General features: G+C 63.1%; 12 protein-coding genes. All 12 read left to right on the top strand.

All coding sequences use genetic code 11. The features are described 5' to 3' along the window. Nucleotide 1 precedes the first annotated feature (1 nt). From nuoF to ACQKOE_RS02280, 12 genes are read left to right on the top strand one after another with little or no spacing between them, the layout of a single operon-like run. The gene (nuoF, locus tag ACQKOE_RS02225) at nucleotides 2-1,285 is read left to right on the top strand and encodes an NADH-quinone oxidoreductase subunit NuoF (protein ID WP_427511364.1); all 1,284 of its coding nucleotides are present in this window, start codon (nucleotides 2-4) and stop codon (nucleotides 1,283-1,285) included. Further along, nucleotides 1,285-3,288, top strand: coding sequence for an NADH-quinone oxidoreductase subunit NuoG (nuoG, locus tag ACQKOE_RS02230; RefSeq protein WP_427511365.1), 2,004 nt, complete (start codon nucleotides 1,285-1,287; stop codon nucleotides 3,286-3,288). Before nuoF ends, nuoG begins: the two co-directional genes overlap by 1 nt. Beyond that, nucleotides 3,285-4,331, top strand: coding sequence for an NADH-quinone oxidoreductase subunit NuoH (nuoH, locus tag ACQKOE_RS02235; RefSeq protein WP_427511366.1), 1,047 nt, complete (start codon nucleotides 3,285-3,287; stop codon nucleotides 4,329-4,331). Before nuoG ends, nuoH begins: the two co-directional genes overlap by 4 nt. Then, nucleotides 4,328-4,813 carry an NADH-quinone oxidoreductase subunit NuoI gene (nuoI, locus tag ACQKOE_RS02240; protein ID WP_374588198.1) on the top strand — a complete coding sequence of 162 codons (486 nt, stop codon included), beginning with the start codon at nucleotides 4,328-4,330 and terminating at the stop codon, nucleotides 4,811-4,813. The genes nuoH and nuoI overlap by 4 nt, the downstream gene beginning before the upstream one ends. 12 nt (nucleotides 4,814-4,825) lie before the next feature. After that, on the top strand, nucleotides 4,826-5,443 hold the full coding sequence (locus ACQKOE_RS02245) for an NADH-quinone oxidoreductase subunit J (RefSeq protein ID WP_427511367.1): 618 nt from the start codon (nucleotides 4,826-4,828) through the stop codon (nucleotides 5,441-5,443). Next, nucleotides 5,440-5,745 (top strand): NADH-quinone oxidoreductase subunit NuoK, encoded by a 306-nt coding sequence (gene nuoK / locus ACQKOE_RS02250; protein ID WP_374588194.1) that lies wholly within the window; start codon nucleotides 5,440-5,442, stop codon nucleotides 5,743-5,745. The genes ACQKOE_RS02245 and nuoK overlap by 4 nt, the downstream gene beginning before the upstream one ends. A gap of 7 nt (nucleotides 5,746-5,752) precedes the next feature. After that, nucleotides 5,753-7,774, top strand: a complete 2,022-nt coding sequence (gene nuoL / locus ACQKOE_RS02255) for an NADH-quinone oxidoreductase subunit L (protein ID WP_427511368.1) — start codon at nucleotides 5,753-5,755, stop codon at nucleotides 7,772-7,774. Nucleotide 7,775: 1 nt separating this feature from the next. Beyond that, the gene (locus ACQKOE_RS02260; RefSeq protein ID WP_374588190.1) at nucleotides 7,776-9,305 is read left to right on the top strand and encodes an NADH-quinone oxidoreductase subunit M; all 1,530 of its coding nucleotides are present in this window, start codon (nucleotides 7,776-7,778) and stop codon (nucleotides 9,303-9,305) included. Continuing rightward, nucleotides 9,305-10,771, top strand: coding sequence for an NADH-quinone oxidoreductase subunit NuoN (nuoN, locus tag ACQKOE_RS02265; RefSeq protein ID WP_427511369.1), 1,467 nt, complete (start codon nucleotides 9,305-9,307; stop codon nucleotides 10,769-10,771). The genes ACQKOE_RS02260 and nuoN overlap by 1 nt, the downstream gene beginning before the upstream one ends. After that, a complete protein-coding gene (locus tag ACQKOE_RS02270) occupies nucleotides 10,768-11,487 on the top strand; it encodes a biotin--[acetyl-CoA-carboxylase] ligase (protein WP_427511370.1) in 720 nt (239 codons plus the stop codon). Before nuoN ends, ACQKOE_RS02270 begins: the two co-directional genes overlap by 4 nt. 10 nt (nucleotides 11,488-11,497) lie before the next feature. Next, nucleotides 11,498-12,277, top strand: a complete 780-nt coding sequence (locus tag ACQKOE_RS02275) for a type III pantothenate kinase (RefSeq protein WP_427511371.1) — start codon at nucleotides 11,498-11,500, stop codon at nucleotides 12,275-12,277. A 4-nt stretch (nucleotides 12,278-12,281) separates the two neighbouring features. After that, on the top strand, nucleotides 12,282-13,916 hold the full coding sequence (locus tag ACQKOE_RS02280; protein WP_427511944.1) for a ribonuclease J: 1,635 nt from the start codon (nucleotides 12,282-12,284) through the stop codon (nucleotides 13,914-13,916). Nucleotides 13,917-13,918 lie beyond the last annotated feature (2 nt).

Consider the following 13,918-nt stretch of genomic DNA (forward strand, 5'->3'; position numbering starts at 1 on the left):
CATGCTTGCTGACAAGGACCGGATCTTCACCAACCTCTACGGTTATCAGCCGTGGAACCTGAAGGCCGCCCAGGCGCGCGGCGATTGGGACAATACCAAGGCGATTCTCGCCAAGGGCCGTGATGCGATCATCGAAGAGATGAAGGCATCGGGCCTGCGCGGTCGCGGTGGTGCGGGCTTTCCCACCGGCCTCAAGTGGTCGTTCATGCCCAAGGAAAGCAAGGACGGTCGTCCCAGCTTCCTGGTCATCAATGCCGACGAATCCGAACCGGGTTCGTGCAAGGACCGCGAAATCATCCGCCACGATCCGCACAAGCTGATCGAAGGCGCGCTGGTGGCCGGGTTCGCCATGGGCGCGCGCGCGGCCTACATCTACATTCGCGGTGAATATATCCGCGAAGCCGAAGTGCTGTTTGCTGCCGTGCAGGAAGCCTATGACGCGGGCCTGATCGGCAAGAACGCGTGCAAGAGCGGCTATGACTTCGACGTCTTCGTCCACCGCGGCGCGGGCGCCTACATCTGCGGCGAAGAAACCGCGATGATCGAAAGCATCGAGGGCAAGAAGGGCCAGCCTCGCCTGAAGCCGCCGTTCCCGGCAGGTGCCGGCCTCTATGGCTGCCCGACGACGGTCAACAACGTCGAATCGATCGCGGTATCACCGACGATCATGCGGCGCGGCGCGGCCTGGTTCTCCTCCTTCGGGCGGGAGAACAACAAGGGTACCAAGCTGTTCCAGATCAGCGGGCACGTGGAAAAGCCGTGCGTCGTCGAAGAATCGATGTCGATCCCGTTCAGCGAGCTGATCGAAAAGCACTGCGGCGGCATTCGCGGCGGGTGGGATAACCTGCTGGCGGTGATCCCCGGCGGTTCCTCGGTTCCGCTCGTCCCGGCGGCGCAGATCAAGGACGCGCCGATGGACTTTGACGGCCTGCGCGAACTCGGCTCGGGCCTTGGCACCGCCGCCGTGATCGTCATGGACAAGTCGACCGATATCGTCCGCGCCATTTCGCGCCTGTCCTACTTCTACAAGCACGAAAGCTGCGGCCAGTGCACTCCTTGCCGCGAAGGCACGGGCTGGATGTGGCGCGTCATGGAGCGCCTGCGCACTGGCGATGCCGACGTGGAAGAAATCGACATGCTGTGGAACGTCACCAAGCAGGTCGAAGGCCATACCATTTGCGCCCTGGGCGACGCGGCCGCCTGGCCGATCCAGGGCTTGATCCGCCACTTCCGCCCCGAAATCGAGCGGCGCATTGCAGAGAACGTGCGGGAGGCAGCCGAGTAATGCCCAAGGTAACCGTAGACGGCGTTGAACTCGAAGTTCCGCAGGGCGCGACTGTCCTGCAGGCCTGCGAGCTGGCCGGTAAGGAAATTCCCCGCTTCTGCTATCACGAACGGCTGAGCATTGCCGGCAACTGCCGCATGTGCCTGGTCGAAGTGAAGCCCGGACCGCCCAAGCCGCAGGCCAGCTGCGCGCTTCCGGCCACGGAAGGCCAGGAAATTCGCACCGACAGCGAAATGGTCAAGAAGGCGCGGGAAGGGGTGATGGAGTTCCTCCTGATCAACCACCCGCTCGATTGCCCGATCTGCGACCAGGGCGGCGAATGCGACCTGCAGGACCAGTCGGTGGCCTATGGCCGTGGCGGCTCGCGCTATCACGAGCACAAGCGCGCCGTGACCGAGAAGTACATGGGCCCGCTGATCAAGACGGTGATGACGCGCTGCATCCAGTGCACGCGCTGCGTCCGCTTCAGCGAGGAAATCGCCGGGGTCGATGAAATCGGCGCGCTTTATCGCGGCGAAAACATGCAGATCACGACCTATCTGGAACGTGCATCGACGCATGAACTGTCGGCCAACGTGATTGATCTCTGCCCGGTCGGCGCGCTCACCAGCCGTCCCTATGCGTTTGAAGCGCGTCCGTGGGAGCTGAAGAAGACCCTGTCGATCGACGTCTCCGACGCAGTCGGTGCGAACATCCGTATCGACAGCCGTGGCCGCGAAGTGAAGCGCGCCCTGCCGCGCATCAACGACGACGTGAACGAGGAATGGCTGAGCGACAAGGGGCGTTTCCAGGTCGATGGCCTGACCCGCCGTCGTCTCGACAAGCCGTACCTGCGCCGCGATGGCAAGCTCGAGGCGGTCAGCTGGGCCGATGCCTTTGCCGCGATTGGCAAGATCAATCCGGGCAAGTCGGTTGCGGTTGTGGCCGGTGATCTGGTCGATTGCGAGACGATGTTCGCGGCCAAGGCCCTTGCCGGTGCACTCGGCTCCACGATGCTGGAAGGCCGTCAGACCGGGCTGGATTACGACTGCTCGAACCTGGCAGCCGTCAACTTCAACTCGACCCTGGCCGGGATCGAGGAAGCCGATGCGATCCTGATCGTCGGCAGCCACGTCCGCTGGGAAGCGCCGCTGGTCAATGCGCGCCTGCGCAAGGCAGCGAAGCGCGGCGCCAAGGTCTTCGTGGTCGGCCCGGAATGGGATGCGACTTACCCGGTCACCAACCTGGGCAACGACCTGTCCGTGATCGACAAGCTGCCCAAGGATGCTGACGCGGCCTTCAAGGCGGCTGAGCGTCCGGCGCTGATTATCGGCGGCGCTGCCCTGGGCAAGGGCGCGCTGGATGCGTGCCTGGCGCTTTCGGACAAGTACAAGCTGGTGCGCGAAGGCTGGAACGGCTTCAACGCGCTCCACATGGCGGCCAGCCGCATGGGCGGGCTGATGCTGGGCTATGCGCAAAAGGGCGGCATTGCCGATCTGGTCGCGGCCAAGCCGAAGATGGTGATCTCGCTCGGCGCTGACGAAGTGGACTATGCCAAGTTCGCTGGTTCGATGATCGTCTACATCGGCCACCACGGCGACAAGGCCGCCCATGCCGCCGATGTGATCCTGCCGGCAGCGGCCTACACCGAAAAGGCTGGCACCTACGTCAACACCGAAGGCCGCGTGCAATTTGCGGACAAGGCCGTGTTCGCTCCGGGTGATGCCCGTGAAGACTGGACCATCCTGCGCGCCATGGCCGATGCCCTGGGTGTCAATGTCGGCTTCAACAGCTTCGACGAACTGCGCGCTGCCATGGTGGCCGCCGTTCCGGCGCTTGGCCGCGATGGCCTGGCTGGCTACGGCGCTCTGCCCAAGGGCAAGGCCGGGGCTTCGGGCACGATCGAGGCCTATCCGATCAAGGACTTCTACCTGACCAACCCGATCGCCCGCGCCAGCGTGACGATGCAGCGCTGCTCGGCAGAATTGCTGCACGGGGAAAGCTTTGCGGAGGCTGCGGAATGACCCAGTTCTTCCAATCGTTCGGCCTGTCCTATGAATGGTCGTGGTTCATCGCCACGATTGCCGGGATCCTGCTGATCGCCCTGCCGCTGATGCTGGCCGTGGCCATGATCATCTACGTGGACCGCAAGGTCTGGGCCGCCATGGCGCTGCGTCGTGGCCCCAACGTGGTCGGTCCGCTTGGCCTGCTGCAATCCTTCGCTGACGGCCTTAAGGTTTTCCTGCAGGAAACCATCATTCCGGCCGGAGCCAGCAAGGGCCTGTTCCTGCTCGCGCCGATCATTACCTTCACGGTCGCGCTGCTGGCCTGGGCGGTGATCCCGTTCAATTCCGGCGCGATCCTGGCCGACATCAACGTCGGCCTGCTCTATGTCCTCGCGATTTCGTCGCTGGGGGTTTACGGCACGGTGATCGCGGGCTGGTCGTCCAACTCGAAGTACCCGTTCTTCTCGGCCATGCGCGCTTCGGCGCAGATGATCAGTTACGAAGTCTCGATCGGCTTCATCCTGATCTGCGTCGTCATGTACGCTGGCACTTTCCAGATGAACGGGATCGTGATGGGCCAGAAGGCACACGTTCTCGGCTTCTTCAACGGCTATGGCTTCAACCCGCTGCTGTTCCCGATGGCGGTGATGTTCCTGATCTCGGCCATGGCTGAAACCCAGCGTGCGCCGTTCGACCTGACCGAAGCGGAAAGCGAACTGGTCGCCGGTTACCAGACCGAATATTCCTCGATGAGCTTCGCGCTCTACTGGCTCGGCGAATATGCCAACGTCCTGCTGATGTGCGCGCTCAACGCCACGCTGTTCTGGGGCGGATGGCTGCCGCCGGTCGACTGGGCTCCGCTCTATCTGATCCCGGGCTGGCTGTGGCTGTTCATCAAGATCTTCGTGTTCTTCTTCATCTTCTCGTGGGTGAAGGCGACTGTCCCGCGCTATCGCTATGACCAGCTGATGCGCCTGGGATGGAAAGTGTTCCTGCCGGTCTCGCTGCTGTTCGTGGTGATGGTCAGTGGCTGGCTGATGTATGTGAGGTACGGCGTATGACCGTGGCGCAGCTCGTCAAGAGCTTCACCCTGTGGGAATTCGTGAAGGCGCACTGGCTGACCTTGAAGTATTTCTTCAAGCCCAAGGCGACGATCAATTACCCCTTCGAAAAGAACCCGCTGAGCCCGCGTTTCCGCGGTGAGCACGCGCTGCGCCGTTATCCCAACGGGGAAGAGCGCTGCATTGCCTGCAAGCTGTGCGAAGCGGTCTGCCCGGCCCAGGCGATCACCATCGAGGCCGAACCGCGCGAGGACGGCAGCCGCCGCACCACGCGTTATGACATCGACATGACCAAGTGCATCTTCTGCGGCTTTTGCCAGGAAGCCTGCCCGGTCGATGCCATCGTCGAGGGGCCGAACTTCGAATATGCCACGGAAACGCGGCAGGAACTGTTTTACGACAAGGCGAAACTGCTGGCCAACGGGGACAAGTGGGAGCGGGCGATTGCCGCTAACCTTGAAGCCGATGCGCCGTATCGCTAGGGGGCGCGCGCAATGATTACGGCACTTGCCTTCTACCTGTTCGCAGCGCTGACGATCCTGTCCGGCGCGATGACGATCACGGCCCGCAACCCGGTTCATTCGGTGCTGTGGCTGATCCTCGCCTTCTTCAACGCCGCCGGGCTGATGGTTCTGGCCGGGGCAGAGTTCATCGCGATGCTGCTGGTCATCGTCTACGTCGGGGCAGTCGCCGTGCTGTTCCTGTTCGTGGTGATGATGCTGAACATCGACTTTGCCGCCCTGCGCGCAGGCTTCGTTCGCAACTTCCCGCTGGGCATTGCCCTGGCGCTGGTCCTGCTGGCCGAACTGGCCATTGGCCTTGGCGCGGTGGGCTCGGGCGGCATCCAGCTCGGCACGCCTGATGGCAGCGCTGCGATCCCTGCTGGCATGAGCAATATCCAGGCCATCGGTCACCTGCTCTATGGCAAGTACCTGTTCCTGTTCGAAGCGGCGGGCATCCTGTTGCTGGTCGCCATGGTCGGCGCAATCGTGCTGACCCACCGCAAGCGGAGCGACACGCGCGGCCAGATCATCGCCAAGCAGAACGCGCGCCGTCCGGGTGATGCGACGATCAACGTCAAGCCCGAAGTGGGCAAGGGGGTTCAGCTGTGATCGGTATCGAACATTATGTCGTGGTCAGCTCGATCCTGTTCGTGCTGGGCGTGCTGGGGATTTTCCTTAACCGCAAGAACGTGATCGTCATCCTGATGGCGATCGAACTGATCCTGCTGGCAGTGAACATCAACTTGGTGGCCTTTTCCAGCTTCCTGGGCGACCTCACCGGACAGGTCTTTGCGATGTTCGTGCTGACTGTCGCAGCCGGTGAAGCGGCTGTTGGCCTGGCCATCCTGGTCATCTACTTCCGCGACCGCGGCACCATTGCGGTCGAAGACGTCAATCAGCTGAAGGGGTAAGGCTGTCGTGAATCCCATCCTCTTCATTGTTTTCCTGCCGCTGCTGGCTGCCGCTATTGCGGGGCTGGGCAACCGCGCGCTGGGCAATACGCTGGCCAAGTCGGTGACGACGGGCGCGCTGTTCATCGCCTGTGCGCTGAGCTGGCCGATCTTCCTGTCGTTCGTCGGCGGTCATGCCGAACCGCAGGTTGTGCAAGTGCTGCACTGGGTGCAGTCCGGCAGCCTGACCTTTGACTGGGCGCTGCGGGTCGATACGCTGACGGCGATCATGCTCGTCGTGATCACGTCGGTGTCGGCGCTGGTTCACCTCTATTCCTGGGGCTACATGGCCGAGGACCCCGATCAGCCGCGGTTCTTCGCCTATCTCAGCCTGTTCACCTTCGCCATGCTGATGCTGGTGACGGCGGACAACCTGGTCCAGATGTTCTTTGGCTGGGAAGGGGTGGGCCTTGCCTCGTACCTGCTGATCGGTTTCTGGTTCAAGAAGCCCAGCGCGAACGCTGCTGCGATGAAGGCTTTCGTCGTCAACCGCGTCGGCGACCTTGGCTTCATGCTGGGCATTTTTGGCACGTTCCTGGTGTTCAACACCGTGTCTATCCCTGAAATCCTGGTCCGCGCACCGGGCATGGCGGGTTCGACCATCGGCTTCCTGGGCATGCAGTGGGATACGATGACGATCCTGTGCATCCTGCTGTTCATCGGCGCGATGGGCAAGTCGGCGCAGCTGGGCCTGCACACCTGGCTTCCCGACGCGATGGAAGGCCCGACCCCGGTTTCGGCGCTGATCCACGCGGCGACCATGGTAACTGCCGGCGTCTTCATGGTCTGCCGTCTATCGCCAATGTTCGAAACCAGCGCGGTTGCCATGGGCGTTGTCACGGCAGTTGGCGCGGCGACGCTGTTCTTTGCCGCTACCATCGGTACGACGCAGTGGGACATCAAGCGCGTCATCGCCTATTCGACCTGCTCGCAGCTCGGCTACATGTTCGTGGCAGCCGGCGTCGGCGCTCCCGGTGCGGCGATGTTCCACCTGTTCACGCACGCCTTCTTCAAGGCGTTGCTGTTCCTGGGTGCCGGGTCCGTAATCCACGCGATGCACCACGAACAGGACATGCGCTATTACGGCGGCCTGCGTAAGCATATCCCGCTGACCTTCTGGGCCATGACCATCGGTACGCTGGCGATCACCGGCGTGGGCGTGGTCGGTCTGTTCGGCTTTGCCGGGTTCTATTCGAAGGACGCGATCCTCGAAGCGGCGTTCGGTGCGCATACCTCGATCGGCATGTTTGGTTTCTGGATGGGCCTGGGTGCGGCGCTGCTGACCAGCTTCTATTCCTGGCGCCTGGTCTTCCTGACCTTCTTCGGCAAGCCGCGCTGGGAACAGTCGGAGCATATCCAGCACGCGGTGCATGACGATCATCACGGGCACGACCATGCCCATGGCCATGCGCACCACGATGATGGCACTGCGGGCTATCATCCGCACGAGAGCCCGATCAACATGCTGATCCCGCTGGGCGTGCTGTCGCTTGGCGCGGTCCTGGCCGGGTTCGTGTTCCACCACTCGTTCATCAGCGAAGGCACCGGCCATTTCTGGCAGGGCAGCGTGGCGTTCAGCGAAGAGCTGATCCACCACATGCACGGCGTGCCGACCTGGGTGAAGTGGGCTCCGGCCGTCGTCATGATCACCGGCCTGCTGATTGCCTGGTACGGCTATATCAAGAACCCCGGTTTCCCGGCGAAGCTCGTCGCGGCGATCCGTCCGGTCCACACCTTCGTCTACAACAAGTGGTTCTTTGACGAACTGTACAACCTGGTCTTCGTCCGCCCGGCCTTCTGGTTTGGCGACAAGTTCTGGAAGCTGGGCGACATCGGCCTGATCGACCGGTTCGGTCCCAATGGTTCGGCCTGGGCCGTCCTCCAGGGAAGCCGCTTCGCTTCGAAGCTGCAGACCGGTTACCTCTATTCCTATGCGCTGGTGATGCTGCTTGGCCTCACCGCAGCGATCAGCTGGGTCCTGGTGCACTGATATGACCGATTTTCCCATTCTTTCGCTGATGCTGCTGGTGCCGCTGGTGGCTGGCATCGTCTGCCTGATGGTTTCGGCCCAGGCGGCGCGGACCGTGGCCCTGGTTGCTACGCTGATCGACCTGGCCCTGGGTATCGTCCTGTGGACCAGCTTCGACGTCGGCGGTGCGCAGTGGCAGTTCCAGGAAAGCCACGCGATCTTCGCCGGTTTCGCCTGGAAGCTGGGCATTGACGGCATTGCCCTGACGCTGATCATGCTCTCGGTATTCCTGATGCCGATCTGCATCCTGGCGAGCCAGTCCATCGAAAAGCGGGTTGGCGAATACATGGCAGCCTTCCTGTTGATGGAAGTGCTGATGATCGGCGTCTTCGCCGCGCAGGACCTGTTCCTGTTCTACATCTTCTTCGAAGCCGGCCTGATCCCGATGTACCTGATCATCGGCATCTGGGGCGGGGCCGAGCGGATCTACGCCAGCTACAAGTTCTTCCTCTACACGCTGCTTGGCTCCATCGTGATGCTGATCGCGATGATCTGGATGGCGCAGACCGCAGGGACCACGGACATTCCGACCCTGATGGAATACGACTTCCCGTTCGATGCGCAGAAGTGGCTGTGGCTCGCCTTCTTCGCCAGCTTCGCGGTGAAGATGCCGATGTGGCCGGTCCACACCTGGCTGCCCGATGCGCACGTCCAGGCGCCCACCGCCGGTTCGGTGATCCTGGCCGGGGTTCTGCTGAAGATGGGTGGCTACGGCTTCATCCGCTTCTCGCTCCCCATGTTCCCCGAAGCCTCGGCGCACTTCGCCTGGCTGGTGTACTGGCTGTCGATGATTGCGGTGGTCGTGACCTCGCTGATCGCGCTGGTGCAGCACGACATGAAAAAGCTGATTGCCTATTCCTCCGTCGCGCACATGGCGATCGTGACCATCGGCCTGTTTGCCTTCAACACCCAGGGTCTTGAAGGTTCGATGGTGGTCATGCTCAGCCACGGCCTCGTTTCGGGTGCGCTGTTCCTCTGCGTCGGCGTGATTTACGACCGCCTCCACACGCGCGAGATCAGCCGTTACGGCGGCCTGGCGATCAACATGCCGAAGTACGCGCTGTTCTTCCTGTTGTTCACCATGGCTTCGATCGGCCTGCCGGGTACCAGCGGCTTCGTCGGCGAATTCCTCAGCCTGGCCGGGATCTACCAGATTTCCAGCTGGGTGGCGTTCATCGCCACGACAGGGATCATCCTGGGTGCGGCCTATATGCTCTATCTCTATCGCCGGGTCGTCTTCGGCGATCAGAAGAATGCGGACGCCGCCGCCATGAAGGACCTTTCGGCCCGCGAATGGTTCATGCTCGCTCCCATTGCCGCAGCCGTGCTGTGGATGGGGGTCTATCCTGAAAGCTTCCTTGCCCCGATGCGCAAGGACATCGCGACCCTGGACGCGCGGATCGCCCGCGCCAAGCCGGAGAGCGATGCTCGGCTGACTGCCGCTGTGGCAAAGCCGCATGAAGAACACGCCCAAGAAGGGGGGGCGCACTGATGGACTGGATGCAGTCGCTGCGCCTAACCGCGCCTGAAATTCTGTTGAGCGTATCCGGCCTGATCCTGCTGGTCGGGTCGGCCTGGGGGCAAACCCGGCGCGACGCCCGCGCCGTGAACTGGCTGTCCGTGCTGGTTCTGATCGCCGCCAGCGTTATTACCGCGCCGACGCTGCTGAACGGCGTGACCGGCGATGCCGCCCTGGCATTCGACGGTCTGTTTTCGGCAGACGCCTTCGCCGCTTTTGCAAAGTTGCTGATCTACGTCGCTGCTGCGGCGTCGCTGCTGCTGGCTCCGTCGTTCTTTGAACGGCACGGCGGTTACCGCCCGGAATTCCCGGTGCTGGTGCTGTTCTCCGTACTCGGCATGGGCATGATGGTTTCGGCAACGAACCTGCTGACGCTCTACGTCGGGCTCGAGCTGAACTCGCTCGCTGCCTATGTCCTTGCGGCATTCCTCAAGTCGGACGAGCGTTCGGCAGAAGCGGGTCTGAAGTACTTCGTGCTGGGCGCGCTGGCCAGCGGCATCCTGCTGTTCGGCATGAGCCTGACCTATGGCTTCACCGGCACGATCAGCTTTGACGGCATTGCCGCCGCAACCAGCACCGGCCTGTCAAAGGGCGCGCTGTTCGGCCTGACCTTCATGATCGCCGGTCTGGCCTTCAAGATCAGCGCCGTGCCGTTCCATATGTGGACGCCCGACGTTTACGAAGGCGCGCCGACCCCGGTGACGACGCTGTTCGCTTCGGCTCCCAAGGTTGCGGCTCTGGCGTTGACCATCCGCGTTGCGGTCGAGGCCTTTGGCAACCAGACTGCGGCGTGGCAGCAGATCATCGGTTTCGCCGCGGTTGCCTCGATCGTCGTCGGTGCGCTCGGTGCGATCTGGCAGACCAACCTCAAGCGACTGCTGGCCTATTCGTCGATCAACAACGTCGGCTTCATGCTCGTCGGTCTGACCGCCGCCAGCCCGGAAGGCGTTTCGGCCATGCTGGTCTACCTGGCGATCTATGTGCCGATGACCATTGGCGGCTTCGTCGCGGTCCTGATGCTGCGCGATGCCGAAGGACGTCAGCTTGAGGCGATTTCGGACCTGGCCGGACTTTCCAGCACCCGTCCGCTTCTGGCGCTGGGTCTGGGCTCGGTCATGTTCTCGATGGCGGGGATCCCGTTCTTCTTCGGGTTCTGGGGCAAGTTCGTGGTTTTCCAGGCCGCCGTTGCCGCTGGGCTGGTGCCGCTGGCCGTGATTGCAGCCGCAGGCAGCGTGATCGGTGCGTTCTATTACCTCAAGATCGTCAAGGTCATGTACTTTGACGAGCCGGTAGGGAAAGCCACGGGGCAGAGCGACATGGTGCACGAATGGCTGCTGGCCATTTCGGCCCTGCTGATCTCGCCGCTGGGCTGGCTGCTGACCAAGGGCCTTGGCGTGCTGGCAGCGCTGGCCGCCGGCGTATTGTTCGCCGCAGCTTGATCCAGACCGTCCAGGAAACCGGTTCGACCAACGCCGACCTCGCCGCGCGCCTGCACCGCGGCGAGGTTGTGGCGGAGGGCGATTGGCTCGTTGCCGAGCGCCAGACGGCAGGGCGCGGACGCCAGGGCCGAACCTGGTTTGACGGGTACGGCAACTTCATGGGGTCCACCGTGGTTCGTCTGGTAGCGGGCGATCCACCTGCAACCAGCCTCGCCTTGCTTTGCGGCCTGGCCTTGCACGAAGTCGTCGCTCCGCTGGTTCCCGCCCCAGCGGTTGCACTGCTCAAATGGCCCAATGACGTGATGATCGGCCAGGCCAAGCTGGCAGGGATATTGCTGGAGCGGGTAGGGGACAGCGTGATCGTGGGGATCGGCGTCAACCTGGCCCATGCTCCCAAAGTGGCGGGGCGGGAGACGATAGCCCTTTCCGCCTTCGGTCCAGCGCCGGACCGGGATCACTTTGCCCGCAATCTTGCTATCCAGTTCGCGCAGGAACTGGAACGCTGGCGCAGTTTCGGGATCGAATTGCTGGTGCGGCGCTGGCAGGCTGCGGCCCATGCCCAAGGCACTGCGCTGGCGGTGGGCGAGCCGGGGGAAGTGCCCATATACGGGCAGTTTGCCGGATTGACGCCAGATGGGGCCTTGCAACTGCGGCTTGCTGACGGCACGACGCGGTTCATCCACGCCGGCGAGGTTCGCCTGGCCGAGGGAAGCTAGGGACAGGGAAATGCTGCTCGCAATCGACAACGGCAACACCAATGTGAAGTTCGCGCTGGTCAACGATGCGGGCGAAATCGTCCAGCGCTGGCGGCTTGCAACGGACATCAAGCGCACGGCAGACGAATACGCGGTCTGGCTGGATCAGCTGCTCCGCATGGAAGGTTTCCAGCGGTCTGACGTGCATGCCGTGGTGATTGCCTCGGTCGTCCCGCGCGCCTTGCACAATCTGCAGGAACTGGCGGCGAAGTACTTCGGGGTCGAGGCCCTGGTCGGCGGCCGCGCGCCGGTCGAATGGGGGATTGCCCTGAAAGTTGATGAGCCGCGCGCCCTGGGTGCAGACCGGGCGGTCAACGCCATTGCCGCCCAGGCGCTAGAGCCGGGAGACAAGATCGTCATTTCGTTCGGCACGGCGACGACCTTTGACCACATCGGTGCGGATGGCGCCTACCTTGGCGGCTCCATCGCCACCGGGGTCAGCCTGTCGCTGGACGCGCTCTACAATGCGGCGGCGATGCTGCCGCGCATCGCGATCGAACCGCCCCCCAGCTCGAGCGTTATTGGCCGTGATACGGTCGGCCAGATGCAGATCGGCGTTTACTGGGGTTACGTCAGCATGATCGAAGGAATGATTGCCCGCATGAAGGCCGAAATTGGCCGCCCCGTGAAGGTCATTGCGACCGGGGGCCTGGCTCCGCTGTTCCAGCGCCATGGCGACCTGTTCGACCGGGTTGAACCCGACCTGACCCTGCGCGGCATCGCGCTGCTTTATGCCAACCGGGACCGGTGACGTCATGAAGCCCGGCAAGGAACTGCTGTTTTGCGCGCTCGGCGGATCGGGCGAGATCGGCATGAACGTCAACCTCTACGGCTGCAACGGCAAGTGGTTGATGGTCGATCTGGGGATGAGCTTCGGAGCGGCTGAATATCCGGGCACCGAACTGGTCTTTGCCGATCTGGAGTTCATCGAAGAGCGCCGCGACGATCTGCTCGGTGTGGTTCTGACCCATGCGCACGAGGACCACATCGGTGCCATTCCCTATTTCGCCAAGGAATTGGGCGTTCCGCTTTATGCCACGCCGTTCACGGCCAAGCTGGTCAATGAAAAGCTGGAGGAAGCGGGTAACCGCCACGAAATCGAGCTGAACGTGATCGACCACCTCGACCGGTTCGACCTGGGACCGTTCGGCATCCGTTATCTGCCGCTGGCACACTCGATTGCCGAGGGCAATGCACTGGTGATCGAAACGCCGTATGGGCGGATTTTCCATACGGGCGACTGGAAGTTGGACGACGACCCGCTGGTCGGCGTTCCGGCAACCGCTGAGGAACTGACGCAGATTGGCGACGAAGGCGTTCTCGCTCTGGTTTGCGATTCCACCAACGTGTTCAATCCGAAGGCATCCGGCTCCGAAGGCGCAGTCCGCAAGGCCTTGCTGGAAGAAGTGGCGCGGCACCACGGCAAGCGGATCGTCGTCACGACCTTCGCCTCGAACGTGGCCCGACTTCAGACTTTGGGTGAAGTGGCGCGGGCCAGTCGGCGCAAGCTGTGCGTGGCGGGGCGCTCGCTCGACCGGATCATCAAGGCGGCGCAGGGCTGCGGCTACCTGATGGACCTGCCGGAACGGGTCGACTTCGACACGGCCATGTCGCTGCCGCGCGGTGAAGTGCTGATCGTGGCAACCGGCGGGCAGGGCGAGCCGCGCGCGGCCTTGTCCCGGATTGCCGAGGACAACCACCCGATCGGCCTGGAAGCGGGCGACGTCGTGCTCTTCTCCAGCCGCCAGATTCCGGGCAACGAAATCGCGATTGGGCGCATCCAGAACCGTCTGGCCAAGCGTGACATTACTATCGTTACCGACCGCCAGAGCGGCATTCACGTGTCCGGCCATCCCGGACGCCCGGAACTGGAAGCGCTCTATGGCTGGCTGCGGCCTGAAATCCTTGTGCCGGTCCACGGCGAGATGCGGCACATGAAGGAACAGGCGCAGCTTGGCAAAGCCTGCGGGATTGCCAGGACCGTGGTGCAAGAGAACGGGGACATGGTCCGACTGGCTCCGGGTAAGCCGGGCAAGATCGATGAAGTCCGCTCAGGCCGCCTTATCCTGGATGGCGATATCATCTCGCCGGCTGATGGTGAGGCGATCGTCATGCGGCGGCGCCTTGCGGCGAGCGGTCTGGTGATCGTGGTGCTCAGCGGTAAGGGCCGCGTCCACGTGGAAGGCGTCGGCCTGCCGTTGGACGAGGACCTGGAAGATTTCATGGCCGAAGCGCGCGAAGATGTAAGCGCCGCGCTTGCCCGCCTGAAGGGTGGCCAACGCCACGATCGGGAGGCTATAACCGAAGCGGCCCGCCTGGCCGCGCGCCGCGCCGCGCTGCGCTGGTCGGGCAAGAAGCCGCAAGTCCGGGTGATCCTCGCGGAGCATTGATC

Source organism: Novosphingobium sp. NPDC080210, from assembly GCF_050281025.1.
GTDB lineage: Bacteria > Pseudomonadota > Alphaproteobacteria > Sphingomonadales > Sphingomonadaceae > Novosphingobium.